Raw genomic sequence first — 22,581 nt, forward strand, 5'->3', positions numbered from 1 at the left:
GCTATGGGCTGCGCGCACCTTGAGTCACGTCTTAGGCGGGTGGGCTTGTTGGATTTGCCTGGGTCAGGCCCCTACGCGAGGTCGTGGATGGGGCACGTTTTTCTCGCGGCGATGCACAGACGGGCGCATGTGTCAGGCGACGTGGCCGCCGATGGCGGCCCGGACGCCAAGGTCCAGGCCGCCTACCTGGGAGGACAGATTGCCGATGCGCAAGCCGCTGCGACAGCTGGGCATGGTGGCGGCTGGCTGTGTCGGGTTCACTGCCTGCTCCGTCGGCCGGCCGGGGAGTAGTGACAGCGCCTGGTCGTCGGCAGAGCGGGGCGGTGAGTGCGCGCGCAGGTCCTCGGGTGGGATGGGGCGGTGCACTTCTGAGGGCGGGTGAAGATGAGGACGTCCTCGTGCTGCACCAGGTGGAGGGGGATGCCTTGGCGGCGCGCGTCGCGGACGTTCTTCATCTGGAAGAAGGAGGGGCGAGCGATGAGTCGGTTGCCGCGGATGCCGGCGAGGAGGGCGACGCAGCGTTCCGCTGGGACGAGTCCGGCGGCTTGTCCTGCGGCGAGGACTGCGGAGGGGAGGTCGATGAGTTCGCCGCGTGTCCGCCATGGGCGGGTTGTGATCACGGCGGTGCCGCCTGGGCGCAGCATGCTGTGGCATTGGGTGAGGATCTGGGTGAAGGCGTCCAGGAGCTGGTCGGTGGAGACGTGGGCGAGGTTGTGCGGGTCGCGGCTGTAGCGGTAGTCCTTTTTGACCACGCCTCGTTCTCCGGTTTCGCGGCTGGAGCGGACCTGGCCGTGAACGGATGGTCCGTACGGGGGTGAGGTGACTACCAGTGCGATGTTGCTGTGGTACCGGGTGTCGACGAGGTGGGTCAGTTGGCGGGCGTCGCCGCATACCACCTGGCCAGTGCCGTGTTCGGTGTGGCGTGTGGTGTGGGTGAGGTTGGCGTGGGCGAGCTGGGCCCAGCGGGATTCGTACTCGACTCCGAGTGCGTGGCGGCCGAGGTGGATGGCCTCGACCAGGGTGGTGCCGATGCCGCACATGGGGTCCAGCACCGTCTCCCCCGGCTTGGTGTAGGTGCGGATGGCGTGGGCGGCGATTGCCGGGAGCATCTTGGCCGGGTGTGCGTTCGAGCCTGGCACATAGCGGTCGGTTCGCTGGGCGGGGGCGGAGGTAGGGGCGGTGTTCCATACCGATTCCCGTACAGACATAGCGTTCCCCTCTTTTGTTATGCGCTGGTGATCGCGGACAGGACGAGCAGGTCGGAGTGGATCAGTCCGGGCGGGGCGCCTTCAGGTGGCGTGGGCTCGATGCGGTCGTCAGTGGGGTGTCCGTGGACGATCACGATGTGCTGGAGGTAGCGGAATCCAGCAGTGCGGGCCGAGGCGATGAGGGAGCCGAGGGGGTCGGTGAGGCGTCCGGCATCGCGGTGCTGCCTGGTGGCGAGCAGGAGGATGCCATCGGTGGGCAGAAGACGGTGGGCGCGGTGGAAGAACCCGGACCAGCCGTTCTCCATAGCCCCTGGTGCCTCACCACAGACGAGGGTTGGGCTATCTCCGGGAGAGGAGAGGGTGTCGGGGTGCAGTTCGGCAAGCAGGAGCGGACCTACGGCCGAAACCCTGGCGTGGTTCAGAGCGGTGGGGTAGGTGACACAGCGGCTACGGGCGTCCATGCCCGGCTTGGTGTCGCGAATGGAAATCTTGATCAGGGGCGCGAGGCTTTGGCCGGGATGGCGGGTGAACTCGGCGCGGATCTTGTCGATCGCCCAACACGGCAGCACGCTGCCCCGAGCAGCGACATCGCTGCGGTCGTCTGGGCCGGGGAGCCAGATGGTGGTGGGCAGTGAGCGAGAGGCACCTGAGCCGCTGGGTGCGCGTCCGTGGGAGGGGGATTGGGGCATCGGCTGTGGCACCCGGGGATGGGATCAGGCCGTCTGGTGCTGACGTGGTCAATAGAGATCCCGGGGGTGGATCTTTGCCATCTCGCACGGTGGATGCGGTTCGCTGCTTCCACCAGGTGGGTGATGGCTCTGACACTGGTGGCTCGTCGGTCATTGGGTTGAGCCGCAGGTCAGCGCGGGTACGGGCCGGTTGCGGGCCATCAGGGAGCCAGCTCAGGTCTGCTCCACTGCCCGTCCCTGCCGGGGGTCGCGGGGCTGCACGCCGCAGGGGTTTGAGTGCTGTCGGTCGCTGTGGTTTTGGTCAGAGTGGCGCGGTGAAGTGGTTCCTCAGTGTGCGGTGCAGGAAGTGGCAATCGCCCGTGCCTTGCGCAGCAGCAGCTTGTCGTCGCCCACTTCTGGTTCTGCGGCCCGGTTGTCCCACAACTGGTACCAGCCGGCGAGGGCCAGCAGCAATATCACTGCGGCGAGCAGTCGCCAGCCGTGCTCACCGACAAGGTCCCTGTACAAGTCAGGGAGGAGACCTCCCCTCAAGGTGGTCGCCGCCCATAGCAACCCTGCCCCTGCGGCACCCTCGACGCTCAGGCCCCTGTCCTCGCCCTCGATGAGGATGCGCGGAGCGTACTGCCGATCTTCACACCGCTGATTCCCAAGCGCAGGCTCCGGTCCAGCTCGGGGCATGCGCTGAAGGTTTGAGTTGGAAGGCTGAAGAGTCGGATCGGGGACGTCTTCAAGATTCTTTACGTTCGATTCAGACTGCGCCCGAACGGTCATCGATCCTGCTCACAGGGGGCGAGCCAGTGACGAGACATCGAACGCAACGGGCAACGGTCCTGTTTGTTGTCCGGCACTGGTAGGCCGGTGGGTCGGTGGTGGCGCGGTGGGGTGAAAGGGCTGGCGGCGGAAGTTGTCCGCACCTCTCACAGGAGTCGCGTCATGCACTACCGCCCCTCACCCTGCCGCTCGCACTCGGTCGTCCCCTCGCCGCTGGAGGAGCTGGAGCAGTCGTTTCTTGTACTGGCTCACGCGGCCACACCACTGACTTTGCCTGCTCATCTGGTCTGTGACGAGCCGTCGGAGGGTGTGTGGCCTGTAGACCAGATCCGTACTCGGCTGGCTCATGCCAGCACCCGGCCCGAACTGCGGACGCGTACGTGGTGCGAGGTGGTACGCCGTGCGCAGACGCTCGGGGAGCCGTGGACGGTGGTGGCCATGGCGATGGCGGTTCCGGTGCTGCGCCGGATGCTGGCCCGGTTGTCCCGGCCGGCCCATCTGGAGCGTCAGGAAGTCGAGCAGGAAGCTCTTGCCGCTGTGGCAGCCGCCCTCGCGGAGGTGAATGCGGCTGGTCCGGGGGTGGACCGTGAGCTGTTCGCTGCGGCGGACCGGGCTGTGCACCGGCTGGTCTACGCTGCTCGCCGCCGCGGCGAGCGTGAGGCTGACGAGCCGGCGGTTCACCTGGGCCGGCTGCGTGCCCGTGACAGTGTCGGGGAGGGGGCTGGTGTCGGGGCGGGGGATGAGTATCAGGTGCTGGTTCGCGCGGTGCGGGCCCGGGTGGTGGACCTGGCAGAGGCGCAGCTGATCGCTCGCACCCGGCTGCATGGGGAGTCGATGGGAACGCTGGCTGGCGAGCGCGGGCTGAGTATGCGTCAGCTCTATCGGCACCGCAGCGCGGCAGAGCAGCGCCTGGCCTCTCACCTGCGTCACCGGGCCCAGTAGAGGGCTATGCGAGGGACTCCGGTGCCCAGGGGCGTCAAAAGCTCCGGCCTGGATTCTCTATCTGAGGTACATGGGGGCTTCTCCCGCGCGTCGGAAGGGGCTCTCGGTCTGGGAAGAGCAGCTCGTCAACGCTCGTGAGTTCCAGGCCGTGTGCTGGGTGGGGTGAGCACTGCGTCTCGTGCTGACACCCCGAGAGTCATCCGGTAGCCGCCCGAAGGAGGCCGGCCCCGGGGAAGGATCCGCTCACCCCCTCCAGTTCCCCTCTCGTCCTGTGTTGCCTGTCTTGGCTGCTCTGGTGCCTGCTGGAGGTGCTCTGCCATGCTCAGCCGTTTGCGTCGGCTTCCTGGCGCGCGTCAGTTCTTGCGTTGTGGGGCCCGGCTGGTGTTCGCCGTGCCTGTGACGGCCGGGGTGCTGTTGGCGGATCCGCCTGTGGTGTGGGCCGCGGCCACGATCCCGGAGGTGATCTCCAATCTCCGTGACGAGATCGTGGGTTTGCTTGCTGGGCTGGCCACGCTTTTCTTCACCTTCGGCGGCCTGCGCTATCTGATGGCTGGCGGGGATCCTGGTGAGATCGAGGCATCCAAGCGGGCGTTGAAGGCCGCGGCGATCGGCTATGGGCTGGCGATCCTCGCCCCGGTCCTGGTAATCGTGTTGCAGCAGATCGTGGGCGTTGACGACGGCGGCGGGCAATGACCCTCACCCGCCGTTTCCTCGCTGTCCTGTTCCTGACGCCTCTTGTGCTCGTCGTCAGCGCCGGTCCGCACGCGGTGCCGGACGTGCAGGCGGCTCCTGTGCTTGCATCCGCGTTTCAGGCGCCTGCCGTACCGGCTGATCCGGAGCCACAGCCTGGTCCGGCGTCAAGTGCGCCCGAGCCTGGGGCGGGTCCTACCCGGCCTGAGGCCACGCCCGGGCCGAGCCCGGCGCCTGGCCGTCCCTCTCATAAGCCCTCACGGCGGCCCAGGCTGGAGCCGGCACCCGGCCCGACGCCTCCTGCTTGCAAGGTGACCAGCGGTGACTGCTCCCCAGCGGGCTGGGGCTTGGACGGCTTCTTCGACATCCCCGGGATGATCGTCAACGCGATCACATCATTTCTGGGGATGATCGTCGAGCAGATCATGAAACCGCTGCGGGAGCTGCTCGCCGACACCTTGCTCGCCACGCCCGACGTCACTCAGCACACCGACCTGAAGCGGATGTGGGCCGGGGCGCTGGGCCTCACGGCCGGGATCTATGTGCTGTTCGTGGTCGCGGGCGGGATCACGGTGATGGGATATGAGACCGTCCAGACCCGGTACGCGCTCAAGCAGATCGCCCCGCGCCTGCTGATGGGGGTGATCGCCTCGGCGGTATCCCTGACGGTCATGGGCAAGACCATCGCCCTGGGCAACGCGCTCTCCCACGCGATCCTGGGGATCGGCATGACGGATGCCGGGAAGGGCCTGGTCGAACGCGCCCTGCCCTTCTCGCTCTTCGGCGCCCCAGGGCTCAAGATCTATCTGCTGATCATGTCGATCGTCATGATCGCGCTGATCCTGGCCGTGCTGATCGGCTTCGTGGTGAGGGTCGCGGTCATGGCGCTGCTCGCCGTCTCCGGCCCCTTGGCACTCGCTTGCCATGCTCACCCCCTCACCGACCCCATGGCCCGGCTGTGGTGGCGTGGTCTGGCCGGATGTCTGGTCATCCAGGTCGCGCAGTCGATGACGTTCATCGTCGCGCTCAAGCTGTTCTTCGCCCCCGGCGCTACGGCACTGGGGATTCCGTACTCGGACCAGCTGGGCACGATGCTGGCCGGGCTCGCTCTGTTCTGGGTGCTGTTCAAGATCCCCGGCTGGACGATGCAGGTCGTCTTCCGCTCCACTCCGGTCCATCATCCGCAGGCTCCCACCGCGATGCGGATCCTGCGGACCCTGGCCGTGTACCGGCTCATGGACCGCTACCTGCCCAGCGTGTCCCTGCTGCGCCACGGCTTCGGTGGAGGTGGCCGTCCCGGCGGCGGGGGCGGGCTGCCCGGTCGCGGGCCGGGCAACCGACCGCCAAGACCGGGGCCAGGGCCCGGCATAGGACGGTTCCGGCCCGGCCGTGGCCCTATCCCCACGTCTCCCTCCGGCCCAACGACAGCCTCGCGCACCAGCGCAGCCACCACTGGGGCGCGGAAGCCGGAGGGGCGAGAAAGTAGTGCCCTTACCCCTGGTACGCGGCACGCGGTCCTCGCCGACGGATCGGCGCACACACCGGCGATCAGACGCCCGGCCTCCGGCGCATCGGCTGGCCGTCTGCCGTCTGGGGCGCAGGCCAACACCTCCCGTACTTCGATTCTGAAAGGTCCGCGTGCGGTGATCCACCCTGCACAGGCGCGCCGCAGGCAGCAGCTGACGTTGCCCGTGGCCGCGCGGCGTATCACTGGCCGCTCGCCACGGCCTGTCCAGACCTGGCTTCCGATCCGGGCCGAGCGCATTCCGCGGAGACAGCCCGCCGCGGCCCATGACTCGTTTCTCCTGTCTTCGGCGCGGCCGGCTGCGGGCTCGTCCGCTCCGCGGATGCGCTCGCGTCAGTTGGTGCTGCCGGTGCCAGCCGAACGGGTGCGCCTTCGGCCTGCCCGTCCAGCGCAGTTGCGGCTGCCGCTCGAATCGCCTTGGAGGTGAGTGTTGATGACGGATGTGCACGACGATGGTGTTGCCGCTACCCGCATCCCTGCGGACATCGCGCGGCCCGACCGGGTGCTGGGGCCGCTCACCGCGCGTCAGGCGGCGATTCTGGCAGTCGGGGCGCTGGTGCTGTATGGCGGGTACTGGCTCATGCGCCCGTTCATGCCGCCGCTGGCGTATCTGGTCATGGTGGTGCCCGTGGCGGGGGTGGTCACGGCGATCGCGGTGGGCGCTCGGGAGGGTATCGGGCTGGACCGATTCTTGCTGGCTGCCCTCGCCCACGCCCGGGCCCCGAAGCGGCGGGTGCACGCACCGGAAGGTGTCCCTGCGCTGCCCGGCATCGTGAGCGAGCCGTTGGCCAGGGCGGGCGGGTCTGCACCAGCGGTGATGCGGATGCCGATCGGCGGGGTCGGCCCGGTGGGCACGGTGGAGTTGCGCGGGCAGGGGCAGGCAGCGCTGGCGACGTGCTCGCCGGTCAACTTCGATCTGCGCAGCGGGGCCGAGCAGCAGGGCCTTGTGGCGGCGTTCGCGCGCTGGCTGAACTCGTTGACCGGGCCCACCCAGATTCTGGTCCGCTGCCATCGCACCGACCTCGCTCCCCTGGCTGGTCGGCTTCACGAACACGCCCCGGCCCTCCCCCACCCCGCGCTGGAGCGCGCGGCCCGCGCGCACGCCGACTATCTGGCTCAGCTTGCGGCGGGAGGCGACCTGCTGGGCCGGCAGGTCGTGCTCGTCGCGCGTGAAGAAGTGCCACGGCATCCGCGGCGGTCTGCGGCGGGTAGCGGGCGGGCTGTCCAGCGCGTCCGGGAAGCGGTGCGCGGGCTTGCTCCTGCGGACATCAGCGTCACTCCGCTGGGCGCCGAGCAGACCACGGCGCTGATCGCCGCTGCCTGTAATCCCGAGGCCCCAGCACTGCCGCTCGGGACGGACGTGGAAGGAGGCAAGGCGTGATCCGGCATTGCAGAACCCGGCGCATTGCGGGTGATGAGCTGGTCCGGGCCGGGGCTTTGCTGGAACCTTCGGGCCCGGAGGCTATCGAGGTTCATGCCCGCGCTCTGGCGATCGGGGGCCACTTGGCCTCCACGCTGGTGGTGACCGGCTATCCGGCCGAGGTCACCCCTGGCTGGCTGTCGCCCCTGCTCAACTTCCCCGGGCACCTGGACGTCGCTGTCCATATCGAGCCGGTCCCTAATCCGGTGGCGGCGGCCGGGCTGAAGAAGCAGCGCGCCCGGCTGGAGTCCGGCCGGCGCGGCGGGTTCGACAAGGGACACCTCGACGATCCAGAGGTCGAAGCCGCCGCTACGGACGCGGCCGAGCTGGCGTATCGGATCGCCCGGGGTGAGGGAAAACTGTTCCACGTCGGCCTGTACATGACCGTCCACGCCGCGGACGAGGAGACCTTGGCCGAGCAGGTCGCCGCCGTCCGGTCAGTCGCGGAATCGCTGCTGATGACGGTCGCACCGACCACGTATCGGGCGCTGCCTGGATGGCTGGCCACCCTGCCGCTGGGGATCGACACGCTGAAGATCCGCCGCACCTTCGACACCGCGGCCCTGGCCGCCTGTTTCCCTTTCATCAGCCCCGACCTGCCCCCACCCCCCGAGGATGCCGGGGCCGGGGCTGGTTCGCAGGTGCTGTACGGGTTGAACGCCGTGTCGGGCGCTCCGGTGCTGTGGGATCGCTTCGGGTGCGACAACTACAACTCGATCACGCTCGCCCGCTCCGGTGCCGGTAAGTCCTACTTGGCCAAGCTCGAGCTGCTGCGGCTGTTGTTCAGCGGGGTGACCGCCTCCGTCGTCGATCCGGAGAACGAGTACGTACGCCTGGCCGAGACCGTCGGTGGACAGATCATCGCGCTCGGCACGGACGACGTGCGGCTGAACCCCTTCGACCTCCCCCACCATGCTGAGGCCAGGGGTGAGGACGTGCTGACGCGGCGGGTGCTGTTCCTGCACTCCTTCCTGGAGGCGCTCTTCGGCACCCCGCTGGGGGGAGCGGAGAAAGCCGTCCTGGACCAGGCGCTCCTTCGCGCATACGCCCGGGCGGGGATCAGCGCCGACGCGCGGACCTGGACACGTACCCCACCGGTGCTCGCCGATCTGGCCGGGGCTCTCGCCGAGGAGGGGAGTGAGGCGGCCGCGGGGCTGGTGGAGCGGCTCGCGCCGTATGTCACCGGTTCGCATGCTGGTGTCTTCAATGGCCACAGCACGGCGAGTACCTCAGGGCATCTGGTGGTCTTCGCTCTGCAGCAGCTGCCCGAGGAGGTCAAGGCTCCGGCGATGCTGCTCGCGCTGGATGCCATCTGGCGACAGGTCACCGACCGCGGCAGGAGCGGTAAGCATCTGGTGGTCGTCGACGAGGCGTGGCTGCTGATGCGCGATGCGGCGGGCGGGCGCTTCCTGTTCCGGATGGCCAAGGCCGCCCGGAAGTACTGGACGGGGCTGGCCGTCATCACGCAGGACGCCGATGACGTCCTCGCCTCTCCCCTGGGCCGGGCGGTGGTCGCGAACGCGGCAACCCAGATTCTGCTCCGCCAGGCTCCTCAGGCCATCGACACGATCAGTGAATCCTTCCGGCTCTCCCACGGTGAGCGGGAGTTCCTGCTGTCCGCCGAGCGGGGCGAGGCGCTGCTGCTGGCCGGCGAGCGGCACAAAGTCGCGCTGATCTCCGTGGCCGCGCCCGGCGAGCACGAGATCATCACCACCGACCCGGGGGAACTCGCCGCCCAGCAGCTGGGCGACGACACCGGTCCCGATGACCTCTGCATCGATAATGGCTCTCAGGACGAAGCGTGGGGCCTATGACCGTCACCCCACTCGTGGCCGCCGCCGGACCCCACGGCCCCCTGGTGGACTTCCTCACCGACCCCGCTGTCTTCTGGGCAACCGCCACGGAGGGCGTGCTGGACTGGATCGCCCCGTACGCGCCCGCGTTGGTACCGGTCACGACGGCGATGGCCGTCTGTGCTGCCGCGGCCCATGGCCGAGTGCGGCGCGGGCGCCAGCAGCGCTTCGCCGACGGTGCACGCTGCGTGGAGATCTTGGCTCCCCCGCAAGTGGCTGCCAAGGGCGGTGAAGTGCTGTGGGCGCAGCTTGCGGGACTGCTGCGGCCGTGGTGGCGCCGCTTGACCGTTGGGCAGCCGCATCTGGGATTTGAGTATGCGTGGTCGCCCACAGGGTTGGGGCTCCGGCTGTGGGTGCCGGGGACGGTGCCGTTGGGGCTGGTGCGGCGGGCGGTGGAGGCAGCCTGGCCCGGTGCCCACACCCGCGTCCTGGACCCACCGGAGCTCATCCCGTCCGGCCACGTCGTGGCGGCGGGGCGGTTACGCCTGGCGCGGCCGGAGGTTCTGCCGCTGCGTACCGAGCACGCTGCCGATCCGCTCCGGGCTCTGCTGCAGGCCGCTACCGGCATGGGCGAGGGTGAGACCGCGTTCGTGCAGATCCTCGTCCGGCCAGCGACCGGGTCCGCGTTGCGGCGGGCGCGCCGGGCGGCGCGGCGGTTGAAGGCCGGACACTCGGCTCCGCGTCTTCCCGCGCTCGGCGCGCTCCTGCTGCACCGGCGTCAGCCGCTACTGACGGGCCGGCAGGATGTCGAACACGGTGCCGCGGTCCGCCAGTCCGCAGCCAAGCTGACCGGCCCTCAGTGGCAGACGGCCATCGCCTACGCCGCCACCTGCACGGCTGCGGAAGAACGCGCGAGGGATCTGGTGCGGGGGCGTGCTCACGCACTGGCTTCCGCGTTTGGTCTGTACGCGGACCGCAACTGGCTCGCCCGCACCCGCCTCCCCCGCCCCGGGCGGATCCTGGAAGGCCGTGTATTCCCCCAGCGCACAGCGCTGCTGTCGGTCCCGGAACTCGCGGCCTTGGCTCACATGCCCCTTGACTCCGACGCACCCGGTCTGCGGCGTGCGGGAGCCCGCTCGGTGCTGCCGCCACCCACGGTTCCCGAGCCCACCCCCGGGGCGGGAGTCAAGCCCCTTGGCCGTTCCGACACTGGTGCCCGCCGGCCCGTGGGCCTGGCTGTCGCTGACGCCCGTCATCATGTGCATCTGATGGGCGCTACTGGTTCCGGCAAGTCCACTCTCGTCGCCCACCTCGTCCTGGACGATGTCCGCCACCACCGTGGTGCGATCGTCATCGACCCCAAGGGCGATCTCGTCACCGACCTCCTGCACCGTCTGCCCGACACCTGCGCCGACCGCCTGGTGCTCATCGACCCCGACGACGCCCATGCTCCGCCGTGCCTGAACGTGCTGGACGGTGCTGACATCGACGTGGTCGTCGACAACATCACCGGCATCTTCCGCCGGATCTTCACCGCCTTCTGGGGCCCGAGAACCGACGACGTCATGCGCGCCGCCTGCCTCACCCTCCTCAAACACCGCACCCACAGCGGCCAGCTGGTCACCCTCGCCGATGTGCCCCGCCTCCTGGGCGAGCCCGCCTACCGCCTGCGCCTGATCCCCACCATCAAAGACCCCGTCCTCCGCGGCTTCTGGGCCTGGTACGAATCGATGTCCGAACCCTCCCGCGCTGCCGTGGTCGGCCCGGTGATGAACAAGCTGCGCGCCTTCCTCCTGCGCGACTTCGCCCGCCGCGCCATCTCCGCCGGCCCCTCCACGTTCGACCTCGGCCAGGTCCTCAACGGCGGGATCCTCCTGGCCCGCCTGCCCAAGGGCGCCCTCGGCGAAGAGACCGCCCGGCTGCTCGGCTCGTTCATCGTCGCCGGGACCTGGCAGGCCGCCTCAGCTCGCGCCCGCACCCCCGAACACCAGCGCATCGACGCCGCCCTCTACATCGACGAAGCCCACAACTTCCTCACCCTGCCCTACCCGCTGGAGGACATGCTCGCCGAAGCCCGCGGCTACCGGCTGTCCATGGCCCTGGCCCACCAGCACCTCGCCCAGCTCCCCCGCGATCTGCGCGAGGGCATCTCCGCCAACGCCCGCAACAAAATCTTCTTCAACACCTCCCCCGAAGACGCCTCCGCCCTGGAACGCCACACCCTCCCCACTATCACCGCACACGATCTGGCCCACCTCGGTCCCTACCAGGCCGTGGCTCACCTGCTGACCGGCGGCGCGGAATCCGCCGCGTTCACTCTCACCACCCGGCCCCTGCCACCGCCCGTTCCCGGCCGGGCCGCCGACCTGCGTACAGCCGCGGCAACGCGTACCGGCGCCCGGACCCCCACCCGTCCCTGACACCCCGCGCCGCAACCACGGGCGCTTGTCCGAACCATCCTCTGACGCCTTGGCGGTGACCTGTCATGTCTGCGCTGCCCCGCCCTGCCTTCGGTCCTGGCTCCCGTTACACGGCACGCGCCTCACTCACCCGCCCCCGGCCCACGCCAACGCCTCACCGTGCGGACGTCGTCGCCCTCACCCATCGTCTGACCGCCCGCGATCTCTGGCTCACCGCCATGGTCCACGAGCACCGCGTCCTGACTTCAACACAACTCTCGCGCCTGGCTTTTCCCAGCCTTCGTTCCGCCCAGCGCCGACTGCGCACGCTCCACCAGCACGCCGTCCTGGACTCCTTCCGGCCCCTGACCCAGACCGGCACCGCACCCGAGCACTACGCCCTCGGACCCGTCGGTGCCACAGTGCTCGCCGCCCACGCAGGATGCGAGCTCACCACCCTCGGCTGGCGTCCCACCACCACCGGCCGCATCGCATACTCACCCTCCCTCGGCCACGACATCGGCGTTAACGAACTCCTCACCCACCTCGCCGCCCCCGCCCAACACGCCTCCAGCGGCAGCCTGACCGTGTGGCTGTCAGAGCGTTCCTGCGCACGGCGTTGGGAGGACATGATCCGGCCCGACGCCTACGCCCACTGGCACACCCCCACAACCAGCACCGGCACCCCGTGCCTGCTGCCGTTCTTCTTCGAATACGACACCGGCTCCCAGCCCCTGGCCCGGGTCGAGGCCAAACTCGTCGGCTACGCCGCCTTCACCACCACCACCAACACGCGCCCGGCGCTGCTCATCCACACGCGCACCGCCTCCCGCGACCGCGCACTGCGTGGCCGCCTCGCCCAAGCCGCCCACGATCTGGGTCTGCATGTGGCGACCTCCTCCGCCGACTTCACCACCGACACTCCCTGGGGCCCCTGGTGGGCCCCACTCGACCTTGCGGCCCGCCGAACCACCCTGACCGGCCTCGCCACCCTGTGGACCGACCTCACCCCAGCCGCCGGCCTCGAGCCCACCGACGCCGACACCGTCCTGACCCTCCCCGTCCCTCCCCGCCCGCCCACGGCACCGGAGGGCTGATGAGCCTGCTCGCCAAGACCACCACCGGGATCGGCTGCACCATCGTGGCCCTGCCGCTGCTCGCCGCCTTCACCGCCGCCGCACTGCTGAACTCCCTCATCCCCGGATCGAGCTCGGGCAGTGTCCCAGCCACTCGGGGTAAGAACGCGTTCAGCGACATTCCCCCGGGCATGCTGGCCCTCTACCAGCGCGCCGCACCGCAATGCCCGGGGCTGTCCTGGACCATCCTCGCCGCGATCGGCAAAGCTGAGACCGACCACGGACGCCACCCGACCATGAAATCCTCTGCAGGCGCGGTCGGGCCCATGCAATTCCTGTCGTCGACCTTCAAGATCTACGCGTATCCAGTACCGCCTGGTGGGAAGAGACCGCCGACCCCCTGGGATCCGGTCGACGCGGTGTTCGCCGCGGCGCGCCTGCTGTGCGCGCACGGCGCCCGAGGCGGCAAGGATCTCAAGCGGGCGATCTACGCCTACAACCCCTCCCAGGCCTACGTCGCCGACGTCCTGCGCATCGCCCGCCACTACGCCGCCGAACTCTCCCCCGTGGCTTCCGGCTCCGCCTCTGCGGTGGTCGCCTTCGCCCGCCGTCAGCTCGGCACCCCCTACGTCTGGGGCGGCGACGGCCCCGCCGAGGGCGGCTTCGACTGCTCCGGCCTGACCAAAGCCGCCTACGCACCCATCGGCATCACCCTCCCCCGCGTGGCACAGGCCCAATACGACGCCGGCCCCCGTCTGCCCGCCGGAGCACGCCTCATGCCAGGCGACCTGCTGTTCTTCGGCACCAGCCCCCACGCCATCGCCCACGTCGGCATTTACACCGGCAACCACCGCATGCTCGACGCACCCCACCCCGGCGCCGTCGTCAGAGAAAACGCAGTCCGCCTGACCAGCCCCGCCTACCAGGGCGCGACCCGCCCGAGTCTGCTCGGTGCGCGGTGAGCACACAGCCCACCCCGGACGACGTGGACGCCTTGCTGCGTGCCCTCGTACGCATCCTGTCCGGCGTCGCGGTCCTCGCCCTCATCTTCACCGCGGTCAACGTCACCCTCTTCGCGGTGGACCATCACATCCCCTGGCCGATCGCGCTCCTACTCGATCCGATGGTCGCCCTCAGCCTCACCAGCGTTCTCTACGCCGACGCACGCCTGGCCGCCTGGGGTATCCCCCCGCCACACTGGTCAACCGCCCTGCGCTGGTCCGCCGGCCTGGCCGCCACCGTGATGAACACCTGGACCTCCCTGTGGCCCGACGACAACATCGGCTGGCCCCGTCACGCGGACCCCGCCGCGGTGCTCCTGCACGCGGTACCGCCCCTGCTCCTGATCGGCTTGACCGAAACCGTGGCCGCCTACCGCCGGTGCACCTTCCGGGTCCACCCGCACCCCGCCACCGCACCCCCATCCCGCCAGCACCGGGAGCAGTCCGGGAGCGCCCCAGGAGCACCCGCACCCGCCGTCCCACCACCCACCGAACACACCCATGGCAAAGACAACGGCCCGACAACGGCCACGACGCGCCCCGACAGCCCGCATCACGTCCCCGCCGAACCCGTAGACCAGCCCGATACAGAAAACCGCGCAGACGCCGACCTGTACGCCCGGGCCCTCGCGCTGGATCTGGCGGCCCGCCAGTGCACCGGGCAACCAGTCAGCATCCGCCAGCTCCGCCGCCATCTGCACCTGGGTCAAGAACGCGCCCGCGAGCTCCGCACCCGTCTGGACGCCTACCCCCGCCAAGGTGCACCCGCACCTCACCCCGCACCCGAGACCGCACCTGACCAGCGACTCGAAAGTGCGCCCGCGCGAGTGAGGGGAACGGCTTGACTTGTCGGCCGCCGCAGAGCGTCCATGGTGGTCGCCCGCGGACCACCGCGTAGGCCACGCGCCGCGAGCACCCCGGCCGGGGCACTCTCCACACCCACCCCCTCGCGGGAGGCCCCACCATGTCAACCACCACTCACACCCGCCCCGTCGCAGAACCCGACCGGCCCGGCGCTGCTCAGCTATCCGGCGCCGCAGCCGCCCTATGGGCCGCGCTGAACGCCCATCCCGGCGCCACCAGCGCCACCCTCGCCCAGACCGCCGGACTGGGCCGATCCACTACGACCAAGGCACTGCGCCACTTCGAACAAACTGGTCTCGCCCGCCGCGAAAGCGCCGCTCCCGACGGCAACGGCCGCCCCGCCAGTCACTGGCACCCGACCCCCACCACGGCCGACGAGGCCAGCCCCCCGCCCGAGACTCAAGACGAGCCGTCGACCGATACCGATGACGGCCAAGAACCGCCCGCCGAGCCCAACGACCAGGCCACACCCACCACCGACGCACCCACACGCAGCGACGACTCCTCGGTGGATGGCGACAGGAACGGCCTCCAGGACGACCGGCACAGGCCGGAGGCCGAAACTGACCCAGCCCACGGGCCCCTGCAGGGGACAGAAGTCGGCGACTCGTCGCCCCCGGAGCCCGCCCCCGAGCCTCCGACAGGAAAGGCCGTACCGCCCGTCACTCCCGAACCCACCCAGCCGAACAGCACCATCACCAGCGGATCCAAGGTCCGGCTCGCACGCGGCGCCCTGCGCGACATGGTTGTCGACCATCTGACCGCGCACCGTGGCGAGGCATTCACAGCCACCGGCATCAGCAGACTCATCGAAAAGAGCTCCGGAGCAATCGCCAACGCCCTGGTCACGCTGACCCAACGAGGGATCACTGAGCAAGTCACCGAACGCCCACGCACCTACCGACTCGCGACCACACACAGCGACGACGATATGTGAACGGGCACGGACTGGGCCAGGGGCCGGGTACCTGCCGCAACCGAGGCAGGTGCCGGCCCCGAAGCGCTGAGCTGCCCCGCGCAACACGCCGCCCCGCCTAGGATCCTTGAGTTCTAGTAGGCGGGGCGGCGCCGTCAGGTTAACGGGCGAGCCTCGATCTCCCCCACCGCGTGGGCCGACGGTACCGCCGTGTCCCAGACAGAGCTCGGACACGGCGCTGACCAGGCCGGACAAGGACCGGCTGTCCGGGACAAGCGGCATCTGTTCCTCTGGCCGATGCGCGCCAGCAAGACTTCGACGGGCCGGAGCACACCAGCTCCAGCACAGATCTCATCGATCCAAGGGGGACAAATGAATCTTCGTCGATCTGTAGTCGGTGCGGCGATACTTGCCGCCGCTGTCGTGGGGGCCGTTGCCCCGACGGCCAGTGCGAGAACCACCACACCCGCCGGGACCTTCGGCCCGTGCGGTCAGACACGGGACGTCTACCTCAGCGGCGCCGAGGCACACTGGACCATCAACTGCGGTTCCGGCAACAAGGTCACCGTCAACGGTTGGGTGAAAGACACCAACGGCCCCAGCGACAACCAGTGCGCCCAGGTCTACGCGTACTTCCCCTACAGCGGGACAACCAAGTACAGCGCCCGAGCGTGTGGAAACGGCCAGACGGTCAACTTCGCACTCTCCGGCACGGGTACAAGCGCGGATGTCTATCTGCGTGAGATCGGCTGACGCGTACAACGAGTAGGCACGTGGGCGAGGCCGCAGCTTGTAACTGCTGCGGCCTCGCCGTCGTGTCACCGTGCGAGGACGATGGTGATCTCTGTGTCCGGGCATTCAGCCGCCAACTGCTCCAGGGCATCAGCCTCCACCAGATCGACCGACAGGCCCCAGCGGGTCTTGACCACAGTCCAATCCGTGACGTATCTGCAGCGGGCCGTGGGGGACGATGGCAGCCACTCGGCTGGATCCTGGTCGGCTTTCTGCCGGTTCTCGCGCGCAGTCACCGCCACCAGGGCCCGCGTGTCGCCGAGGTCGTTGGCGTATGCCTGCCGCTCGGCTGGTGTCCAAGCCGAGGCCCCGGAATCCCACGCTTCGGCTAGGGGCACCATGTGGTCGATGTCCAGGGCGCGGGCCACCGACTGGTCGGCGTCGTCGTAGTAGGAGTGCCACTGGCCGCCGGAGATGCTGCATCGCGGGCCCACCGTCGGCGGCACGGTCGCCTCGGCGATCAACACCTCCGCCCTCGTGTTGCACTGATCGCCATCCTCGTCCACCCAGTGCCGGAACTTCGACCGCTCGTAGCCGGTACGGTCCTCGTCCGCCACAGACAGGTCGGCGATTGCCTGCCGCAACGTCGTCGTCACCGTGTCGCCCGGATCCGCCGACGCCGCGGGCACTGAGCCGGCCAGAGCCGCCGCCGTCACCACACCGACCGCCAGGGCCTTCAGCTTTCCCATGCCGCTCCTCATGTAGGGGTCGGCACAGTCGTATCGGCAGCGGCGAGACCGGCGGTCGAAAACAGAGGGAAGATCACTCAAGGGCAGCCGGGGGTCATCATCTCGGGCACCTCATCACAACTCGGCTACCAATCACGCACGCTCTCTTCACTCGGGGTCCGGCGCGACTACGGTCATACCCGCATGTACCACACAAGGGGGGCGTCATGCGCACACACCACATTGCGGTGGTCATACTCGCCGCCACACTGCCACTCGCCGCATGCAGCAGCGGGGATGACGACAGCGAGGACCCCAAGCCGAGGGCTGCGGGGAAGAGTTTCGACTGCACCACGCAGGACACGACGCAGGCCGAATGGATGGAGCACTGCGCCGACAAGGCCACCGAGTCGGCCGAGCAGTCCAGCACCGGGCTCACCTTCGGGAAGGCGTACCGCTGGCCCGACGGGCTCGAAGTCTCCGTCACCAGCGCCAAGGTGGTCACCGAGTTCGGGGAGTACGACTCCAAGCCGGATGCGAATGAGACCGGATTCCGGGTCGAGCTGGAGCTCGCCAACAAGGGCAAGGCCGCGGTGAAGCTGGACGACCTGTCCCTCATCACCGAAGGCGCCACCAACGGAGGTGAGGCGGCCTCCACCACCTACGACGTGGGCTCGGAGCCGCTGGAAGGGCGTCTCGCGCCGGGCATCACCGTGACGAAGAACGATGATGAGGTCCTTGAGACCAAGTACGGCAAGAAGATCGTGGTCACCGTGCAGCGAGCCTCCGAGAACCTCGACCTCGAGTTCCCCGAGTTCAGCGGCACCATCCAGTAGCCGTAGACGACAAAGCGCCCCGCCGCCTGCCTTGGGCAGGGGCGGAGCGGTAATCACGGCGGCGGCCGGGCGGCCTTGCTGTCGTAGTTTCGGCGGCGGGGGCGGTGTTCACCGGCGTGCCCATGTCCATTGCGGTCGTGTCCGGGATCGGGATGGTCGGCTGCGGGGCGGGCTGCTCATCCTGGGTCGGCAACGTTGCTTCTATGGGGCACTGCGGGTCGAGGCCCAGGCGCGGCAGGCCGGTAGACGGGGCGGGTCCTGCGTCCAGCGTCTGTTGTCCGGACTGCTGGATAGCTCCTCTTCAGCCTCCGGCGCTAGCGGAGTCGCCGCACCCGGCATGTCCGCAGCCTCCACAGGAGCCGCCGCTATTGCAGGCGCACGGGCAGTGTCCTGCTCGTCTACGGCTTGGTGTACCGGTTGATGTGCGTTGTCTGGGTAGGGAGGCTGTGGGGGGTGTGGTGGGGCGGTCGGGGTTGGTGCGGTGTGCTGCGGTTTCCAGGAGGCGCAGTCTGGCGATGTGGGGGCGTTGGTCGAGGCGGGTCAGGTAGTGAGGGAGGGCGGGGTCGGTCAGGCCGGTGAGGTGCCATCCGGCGGCGGTGACCAGGTGTGAGGCGGCTTCTGTTTCGAGCCATGCGGCGTGGTGGGGCGAGAGGTGGCTGGCGTGTTGGTTGCAGACGTGCTCTGTCGCGGTGGTCAGGACGTCGGCGAGTGGGGATCGCGCGGTTGTCGCGTCACGTTTCAGGAGGCGCTGACTTTGGATGAGGATCTTGTGGACAAGCACACGGTGGTCGTGCAGACCTGATGTCGTCATGGTGATGCCTTTCGCGAGGTTTCCGGGTGGGGCTTGGTGCGTGTGCAGAACGTCGTGTGGCATGAGCGTGGGTGGGCTTGGGTGATGCGGGTCGCGATTCGCTGGGTGGGCGCGGTCCGTCGTCATGCGGGCGCGTGTGCGATGCGGCATGTTCGGCGCATCGTCCGTGAGCCGGGTGCGGTGTCGGTGACGGGCGCTGGTCCGCAGGGAGGCGGTGCTGCCGGGAAGTGGCCCGTTATGCGGTCAGTAGGGCGAGCTTGTAGGCGTCGAGGGCCAGGTGGAGCTGGGTCCTCTGTTGCACGTAACGGTTGGCGTGCATGTCGATGGCGCGGCTGGCGTGTTGAAGGAGCCCGATGTCGTCGGCGTGGTCCGCGTGGGTGGAAGCGTGGCGAAGGTGATCGCAGGCGCAGCTGGCGTAGTAGTGGAGTTCGGTGTGGAGGCGGTCGGTTTCTCGTGCGGTGGCCCACAGCAGGTCGGCAAGGGGGCCGAGGGCGGTGTCCGTGATGTGGCGGTGGCGGCGTAGCGTTGCGTAGCCGTCGTTGCCGAGGGCGGTGCGCAGGGTGGTTTCTCCTGGGCCTGCGGGGGTTGTGGGTGGGGAGTTGGCGGGACGTTGGGTGCTGTTGCGGATGCGGGTGGTGGGGTTGTCCATAGCAATCCGTCTTTCGGTAGTGCGGGAGTGGGTGTTACGTGGTTTCGCCGTAGCGGCAGGTAGGGGTGTGGGCTTCGTCGGTGGTGAAGGTGTCGGGGTAGGTGGAGGGGATGGGGCCGTCGCTCAGTGGGGCGGGGCCGGTGGCGAGGTAGGTGCCGAGGTCGGCGAGGTGGCGGATGGTGGCCAGTGGTACGAGGGCTGCGCATGCGGGGCAGGGGCCGAGGAGTTCGAAGGCGTCGTCTTCGTGGAGGGGGTAGCGGGCGAGGAAGGTGTAGTGGGTGCCGGTGGCCGGGCAGGTGGCTGTGGCCAGGAGGGGTTCGCCGGGTGTGGTGCGGCGGCGGTGCCAGTCCGGGGTGACCGTGATGCGGTTGAGGTTGACGCTGATGGTGCTGGCCAGGCGTACGGCGGTTCGGGCGTGGCTGGCGCCCTGGTAGGGGCCGTATTCGCTTGCGGCGGCGGTGTGGTGGATGAAGGTGGCGGCGTGCTGGGCTTGTTCGGCGATGGAGGGCATGGACGGTTCTCCTGTGAGGTTCACGGTGTTCGGGTTGCGGTGCCGCCGCCTTGGGGGTTCGGTGGCGGTCGGCACCGGTGCACCCGGCGGGGTCAGGTGAGGGTCAGGGAGTCGCGCAGGGCGGTGGGGATTGATTGCGGGTTGCGGGGAAGTCCGGTGGGGTCGGTCATGGCCGTCAGGAAGGCGGCGATCAGGTAGGCGGGGGTTGCTGTGGTGAAGGCGGCGTGCCAGGTTCGCTGCGGGTATGCCTTCGCTTGGGCGCCGATGATCCAGGTGGGTTCTGTGTGGAGTTCGGTCCGCGCGTTCCGGCCTTCGGGCGAGGGGTAGTAGTGGGCCCATGCCTGGCCGTCGGGGGCGTGGTAGCCGAGTCGTTCGCCGCAGTGTTCTCCCTGCCATCCTGTGTCGGCGAGCGGGCGAAGTGCCTGTTCCCTGTCGCCGGGTCCGGCCAAGTACAGGGGTGTTCGGTGGTGGGTGGGTTCATGGGCGAGGGCTGTGGTGAAGGCTGCGATGATTTCGGGCGGGGTGCTGGTGGTCCAGTGGGCCATCCACGTCATGGGGCTGCCGTTGGCCGGGCGGGCCCAGGCTCGCCACATGGTCCGCTGCCGGGGGCTGATGCAGGGCCGTTCTTCGGGGTGGTAGATCACGCACCGGCGCCCGTCAGGGGCGAATCGGTGGATGGTGAAGCGCTCGTCGCAGTACCTCGGCCATCCGGCCACATCCAGCGGTGCGAGTACTTCGCTGGCATCTCCTGATCGGGGTCCGGCCAGGTAGCGGGGACTGACCTTCAGCAGTGTGGCGCAGGGCTGCTCGTATGCGGGCAGTTGGTTGTGGGAGTGGTGTGTCGTCATGGGACCTCCGCTGGTGGGTGCGGGCGTTGCTGGATGGCGGAGTGGATCAGGGGAGGCGGGTGATGACCAGTGCGCCGATGTCGGGGCCGGGGAGGGTGTGGCGCGGGACTGGGGTCGGGTCAGTGAGGGCCCGGCACAGGGCGGCCATCAGATGCGTGGGAGTGGCCGGTGAGGCCACGGCGAGCCACAGCACGGCCCCGTCGGTGGCGCGGCGGGCGGCGCACAGCCAGTTCGCTCCGCCTCGTCCCGTCGTGTTGGGGAAGGCGGCGGTCACCACGACCGCCTGTTCGTTGGGGGCGTACCAGGTGTCGTCGTTGCGGCCGATGTCGCGCATCCATCCCGCTGTGGCCAGCACGCTGGTCGCTTCACGGGTGGTTCTCGGCGGCAGCAGGTAGTGGGGGCCGTCCTCGGGAGTCGGGCGTGGGGTGTCGTCGGCGAGGGTGGCGGCGAAGGCTGCGGTGATCTCCGGTGGGGTGTCGCGGGCGAACCACACCGTCCAGGCGGCGCGTGCGTCGGGGGCTGGGTGGGCCGTGAACTCCCAGGCCATCAGCGGCTTTCCCGGACACCTATGATCGGCTTGATCGGGGAGGTAGCGCGATTGGCGCAGGCTGCCGGGAGCCCGGTAATCGGTGTGGTTCGCGTGTCGGTCGATCTGCCAACCGGCGGCCAGGAGCACCTCCTCGGCTGTGGTCACGGCATGGGGGTCGGGACCTGCGAGGTAGCGGGGGGCGATCAGGTACGGAGGTGTTGTAGCGCTGTCGCGCATGATGAGCTCCTGGTGTGACGTCGTTGGTGGCTGTGGGTTTCTGATTGACTGTGGGTGTCGTCTTGGGCCCGGGGTATTCGGCGCGGGGCTGTCTGGGTGGCCGGAGCTGTGTCGGTTTCCGCTGCGAAGGTTTGGTAGCGGTTTGCCATGACGCAGTTCTCCTTCTGATTGGAATAGGGAAATAGAGGGCTGGTTTTGTCATATCGGGGTGGTGAGCTGTTGTCGCGGGCATCCCCTTGAACCTGTCGCCCGGTTGAGTTCGCAGGTCAGGCGTCAGGCCAGGCTAGGTTGGGGCGGTCGCTTGGTTCGCAACTCCCCCGCGCCACACATGGAACCGAATCTGGCTCTATGGCGCACAACTTCCCCTTTCAGGCAAACCACTCCCGTAGCGGATTTCCCATTGAGAGCCTTTTCGCTAACACCTTTTCCGGGAATTCCCGGGAATGCGACCAATCTAGCTCGACATCACGGGTGAGGCAATTCAAATAGGGGCTCTGAATTGCTGGAATTATCGTGAATTCGCGACGCGATCAGAGGTGAATCTGCGGGTGGGCGACGGATAGTGTCGCGGGCCGCGTGATGTCCGGCGCGTTCCGTGGCGGCCGGTAGGGCCGGGCCGGAATGCGGGTGGGGCCGGTCCCGGCCCGGTGGGGCCGGGACGTGGGTTCGCTGAGCTGTCGATTGTTGGGGGCTCAGAAGCTGCGCTATCGGGTGGTGGCGAGGGCGGTGGTTGCGGCTTTGGCGATCGCTGTTGCGGCGCGGGCCGGGTCGGTGAGTTCCAGCAGCGTGGTGCCGGGCAGCGGGCAGGGGTCCGGGGCGAAGGCCAGCCACAGGACTGCGCAGCCGGCTTTTTGCAGGGTGGTGATGCGTTGGGCGGCCTGCGTGGCTTCCTCGGGGTGGTAGTAGCCGTCGGAGGCGATCACCAGCAGGCGGCCTGCCCCGGGTTGGGTGAGGGTGAGCCCGGCAGATAGGGCGTCGATGGTCTCGGCGAGGCTGTGGCCGACGCCCCCTGCTTGGAACTGGGTGACCCGGGTGGGGATGCGGCCGGGCGAGGTGATGGCGGTCAGGGAGCGGTTGTAGGCGACGGTTGCGGTGCGGGAGTCCGGGTCGGTGAGTGCGGTGGCTTTGGCCAGGATCCAGGCGGCCGAGGAGATGGGGGCAGCTGCGGCGTTCATGGATCCGGAGACGTCGACGGCGATCCCTACGCGTAGTGGCGGGGTTGGGTGAGGCTGGTGTTGGGTCCGTGTCCAGGGTGTGGCGGTGGGGGTGGCACCTGCGGTGTCCGCGTACTCGTCTGAGTGCACCACTGCGTACGAAGTTATGTGCACCACTGCTCAGGCCACGTCGGTCTCCCGCTCGATGGCCTGGAGGCGGTTCTTGAGCCGGTAGCTGTTGCCGTTGATCGA

General features: G+C 69.0%; 22 protein-coding genes. 13 read left to right on the plus strand and 9 right to left on the minus strand.

Features of this window, described 5'->3' with window-relative positions; all coding sequences use genetic code 11:
• Positions 1-257: 257 nt before the first annotated feature.
• The 3 genes from J5X86_RS42895 to J5X86_RS42905 all read right to left on the minus strand — a co-directional run bounded on the left by J5X86_RS42895 (position 258) and on the right by J5X86_RS42905 (position 2,404).
• Positions 258-1,208 carry a TRM11 family methyltransferase gene (locus J5X86_RS42895; RefSeq protein ID WP_208522036.1) on the minus strand — a complete coding sequence of 317 codons (951 nt, stop codon included), beginning with the start codon at positions 1,206-1,208 and terminating at the stop codon, positions 258-260.
• 17 nt (positions 1,209-1,225) lie between these two features.
• Entirely contained in the window at positions 1,226-1,777 is a 552-nt protein-coding gene (locus tag J5X86_RS42900; RefSeq protein WP_308124887.1) for a hypothetical protein, read from the minus strand.
• Between the two features lie 447 nt (positions 1,778-2,224).
• Entirely contained in the window at positions 2,225-2,404 is a 180-nt protein-coding gene (locus tag J5X86_RS42905; RefSeq protein ID WP_208522038.1) for a hypothetical protein, read from the minus strand.
• 426 nt (positions 2,405-2,830) lie between these two features.
• Between J5X86_RS42905 and J5X86_RS42910 the strand changes: the two genes are divergently transcribed.
• The 11 genes from J5X86_RS42910 (at position 2,831) to J5X86_RS42960 (ending at position 16,047) form a co-directional block, all read left to right on the plus strand.
• Positions 2,831-3,610: a hypothetical protein gene (locus J5X86_RS42910; protein WP_208522039.1), complete on the plus strand. Its 780-nt coding sequence runs from the start codon at positions 2,831-2,833 to the stop codon at positions 3,608-3,610.
• A gap of 318 nt (positions 3,611-3,928) precedes the next feature.
• Positions 3,929-4,303 carry a pilin gene (locus J5X86_RS42915; protein ID WP_208522040.1) on the plus strand — a complete coding sequence of 125 codons (375 nt, stop codon included), beginning with the start codon at positions 3,929-3,931 and terminating at the stop codon, positions 4,301-4,303.
• A 308-nt stretch (positions 4,304-4,611) separates the two neighbouring features.
• Complete coding sequence (locus tag J5X86_RS42920; protein ID WP_308124888.1) at positions 4,612-6,252, plus strand: hypothetical protein; 1,641 nt, start codon at positions 4,612-4,614, stop codon at positions 6,250-6,252.
• A gap of 6 nt (positions 6,253-6,258) precedes the next feature.
• Positions 6,259-7,206: a PrgI family protein gene (locus J5X86_RS42925; protein WP_208522041.1), complete on the plus strand. Its 948-nt coding sequence runs from the start codon at positions 6,259-6,261 to the stop codon at positions 7,204-7,206.
• 56 nt (positions 7,207-7,262) lie between these two features.
• The gene (locus J5X86_RS42930; protein ID WP_208522061.1) at positions 7,263-9,059 is read left to right on the plus strand and encodes an ATP-binding protein; all 1,797 of its coding nucleotides are present in this window, start codon (positions 7,263-7,265) and stop codon (positions 9,057-9,059) included.
• On the plus strand, positions 9,056-11,458 hold the full coding sequence (locus J5X86_RS42935) for a type IV secretion system DNA-binding domain-containing protein (RefSeq protein ID WP_208522042.1): 2,403 nt from the start codon (positions 9,056-9,058) through the stop codon (positions 11,456-11,458). Before J5X86_RS42930 ends, J5X86_RS42935 begins: the two co-directional genes overlap by 4 nt.
• A 65-nt stretch (positions 11,459-11,523) precedes the next feature.
• A complete protein-coding gene (locus J5X86_RS42940) occupies positions 11,524-12,534 on the plus strand; it encodes a replication-relaxation family protein (protein WP_208522043.1) in 1,011 nt (336 codons plus the stop codon).
• Positions 12,534-13,475 carry an NlpC/P60 family protein gene (locus J5X86_RS42945; protein WP_208522044.1) on the plus strand — a complete coding sequence of 314 codons (942 nt, stop codon included), beginning with the start codon at positions 12,534-12,536 and terminating at the stop codon, positions 13,473-13,475. Before J5X86_RS42940 ends, J5X86_RS42945 begins: the two co-directional genes overlap by 1 nt.
• On the plus strand, positions 13,472-14,359 hold the full coding sequence (locus J5X86_RS42950) for a hypothetical protein (protein WP_308124890.1): 888 nt from the start codon (positions 13,472-13,474) through the stop codon (positions 14,357-14,359). The genes J5X86_RS42945 and J5X86_RS42950 overlap by 4 nt, the downstream gene beginning before the upstream one ends.
• Before the next feature lie 119 nt (positions 14,360-14,478).
• A complete protein-coding gene (locus tag J5X86_RS42955; protein ID WP_208522045.1) occupies positions 14,479-15,315 on the plus strand; it encodes a MarR family transcriptional regulator in 837 nt (278 codons plus the stop codon).
• A 351-nt stretch (positions 15,316-15,666) separates the two neighbouring features.
• Positions 15,667-16,047, plus strand: coding sequence for a hypothetical protein (locus tag J5X86_RS42960; RefSeq protein WP_208522046.1), 381 nt, complete (start codon positions 15,667-15,669; stop codon positions 16,045-16,047).
• Between the two features lie 65 nt (positions 16,048-16,112).
• Here J5X86_RS42960 and J5X86_RS42965 read toward each other — a convergent pair whose 3' ends face one another.
• The gene (locus J5X86_RS42965; protein WP_208522047.1) at positions 16,113-16,775 is read right to left on the minus strand and encodes an HNH endonuclease family protein; all 663 of its coding nucleotides are present in this window, start codon (positions 16,773-16,775) and stop codon (positions 16,113-16,115) included.
• 206 nt (positions 16,776-16,981) lie between these two features.
• Here J5X86_RS42965 and J5X86_RS42970 point away from each other — a divergent pair, with 206 nt between their 5' ends.
• Positions 16,982-17,590: a hypothetical protein gene (locus J5X86_RS42970; RefSeq protein ID WP_208522048.1), complete on the plus strand. Its 609-nt coding sequence runs from the start codon at positions 16,982-16,984 to the stop codon at positions 17,588-17,590.
• Between the two features lie 661 nt (positions 17,591-18,251).
• Positions 18,252-18,392 (plus strand): hypothetical protein, encoded by a 141-nt coding sequence (locus J5X86_RS42975; protein ID WP_208522049.1) that lies wholly within the window; start codon positions 18,252-18,254, stop codon positions 18,390-18,392.
• Between the two features lie 244 nt (positions 18,393-18,636).
• Here the strand turns inward: J5X86_RS42975 and J5X86_RS42980 are convergent, their stop codons facing one another.
• The 5 genes from J5X86_RS42980 to J5X86_RS43000 form a co-directional block, all read right to left on the minus strand.
• Positions 18,637-19,050: a hypothetical protein gene (locus J5X86_RS42980; RefSeq protein WP_208522050.1), complete on the minus strand. Its 414-nt coding sequence runs from the start codon at positions 19,048-19,050 to the stop codon at positions 18,637-18,639.
• Positions 19,051-19,084: 34 nt separating this feature from the next.
• Positions 19,085-19,561 carry a hypothetical protein gene (locus J5X86_RS42985; protein WP_208522051.1) on the minus strand — a complete coding sequence of 159 codons (477 nt, stop codon included), beginning with the start codon at positions 19,559-19,561 and terminating at the stop codon, positions 19,085-19,087.
• 92 nt (positions 19,562-19,653) lie between these two features.
• Positions 19,654-20,409, minus strand: a complete 756-nt coding sequence (locus tag J5X86_RS42990; protein ID WP_208522052.1) for a DUF317 domain-containing protein — start codon at positions 20,407-20,409, stop codon at positions 19,654-19,656.
• 46 nt (positions 20,410-20,455) lie between these two features.
• Positions 20,456-21,175: a DUF317 domain-containing protein gene (locus J5X86_RS42995; RefSeq protein ID WP_208522053.1), complete on the minus strand. Its 720-nt coding sequence runs from the start codon at positions 21,173-21,175 to the stop codon at positions 20,456-20,458.
• A 704-nt stretch (positions 21,176-21,879) separates the two neighbouring features.
• Positions 21,880-22,506, minus strand: a complete 627-nt coding sequence (locus J5X86_RS43000) for a VWA domain-containing protein (RefSeq protein ID WP_308124891.1) — start codon at positions 22,504-22,506, stop codon at positions 21,880-21,882.
• Between the last annotated feature and the right edge of the window lie 75 nt (positions 22,507-22,581).

The organism is Streptomyces sp. NEAU-YJ-81, from assembly GCF_017592595.1.
Classification (GTDB): domain Bacteria; phylum Actinomycetota; class Actinomycetes; order Streptomycetales; family Streptomycetaceae; genus Streptomyces; species Streptomyces hygroscopicus_B.

Coding starts and splice junctions, on each gene's coding strand:
- J5X86_RS42935 (WP_208522042.1), top strand. CDS start 9,056: ATGACCGTCACCCCACTCGTGGCCGCCGCCGGACCCCACGGCCCCCTG.
- J5X86_RS42970 (WP_208522048.1), top strand. CDS start 16,982: ATGCGCACACACCACATTGCGGTGGTCATACTCGCCGCCACACTGCCA.
- J5X86_RS42960 (WP_208522046.1), top strand. CDS start 15,667: ATGAATCTTCGTCGATCTGTAGTCGGTGCGGCGATACTTGCCGCCGCT.
- J5X86_RS42910 (WP_208522039.1), top strand. CDS start 2,831: ATGCACTACCGCCCCTCACCCTGCCGCTCGCACTCGGTCGTCCCCTCG.
- J5X86_RS42990 (WP_208522052.1), bottom strand. CDS start 20,409: ATGACGACACACCACTCCCACAACCAACTGCCCGCATACGAGCAGCCC.
- J5X86_RS42995 (WP_208522053.1), bottom strand. CDS start 21,175: ATGCGCGACAGCGCTACAACACCTCCGTACCTGATCGCCCCCCGCTAC.
- J5X86_RS42980 (WP_208522050.1), bottom strand. CDS start 19,050: ATGGACAACCCCACCACCCGCATCCGCAACAGCACCCAACGTCCCGCC.
- J5X86_RS42965 (WP_208522047.1), bottom strand. CDS start 16,775: ATGGGAAAGCTGAAGGCCCTGGCGGTCGGTGTGGTGACGGCGGCGGCT.
- J5X86_RS42955 (WP_208522045.1), top strand. CDS start 14,479: ATGTCAACCACCACTCACACCCGCCCCGTCGCAGAACCCGACCGGCCC.
- J5X86_RS42915 (WP_208522040.1), top strand. CDS start 3,929: ATGCTCAGCCGTTTGCGTCGGCTTCCTGGCGCGCGTCAGTTCTTGCGT.
- J5X86_RS42895 (WP_208522036.1), bottom strand. CDS start 1,208: ATGTCTGTACGGGAATCGGTATGGAACACCGCCCCTACCTCCGCCCCC.
- J5X86_RS42925 (WP_208522041.1), top strand. CDS start 6,259: ATGACGGATGTGCACGACGATGGTGTTGCCGCTACCCGCATCCCTGCG.
- J5X86_RS42985 (WP_208522051.1), bottom strand. CDS start 19,561: ATGCCCTCCATCGCCGAACAAGCCCAGCACGCCGCCACCTTCATCCAC.
- J5X86_RS42940 (WP_208522043.1), top strand. CDS start 11,524: ATGTCTGCGCTGCCCCGCCCTGCCTTCGGTCCTGGCTCCCGTTACACG.
- J5X86_RS42945 (WP_208522044.1), top strand. CDS start 12,534: ATGAGCCTGCTCGCCAAGACCACCACCGGGATCGGCTGCACCATCGTG.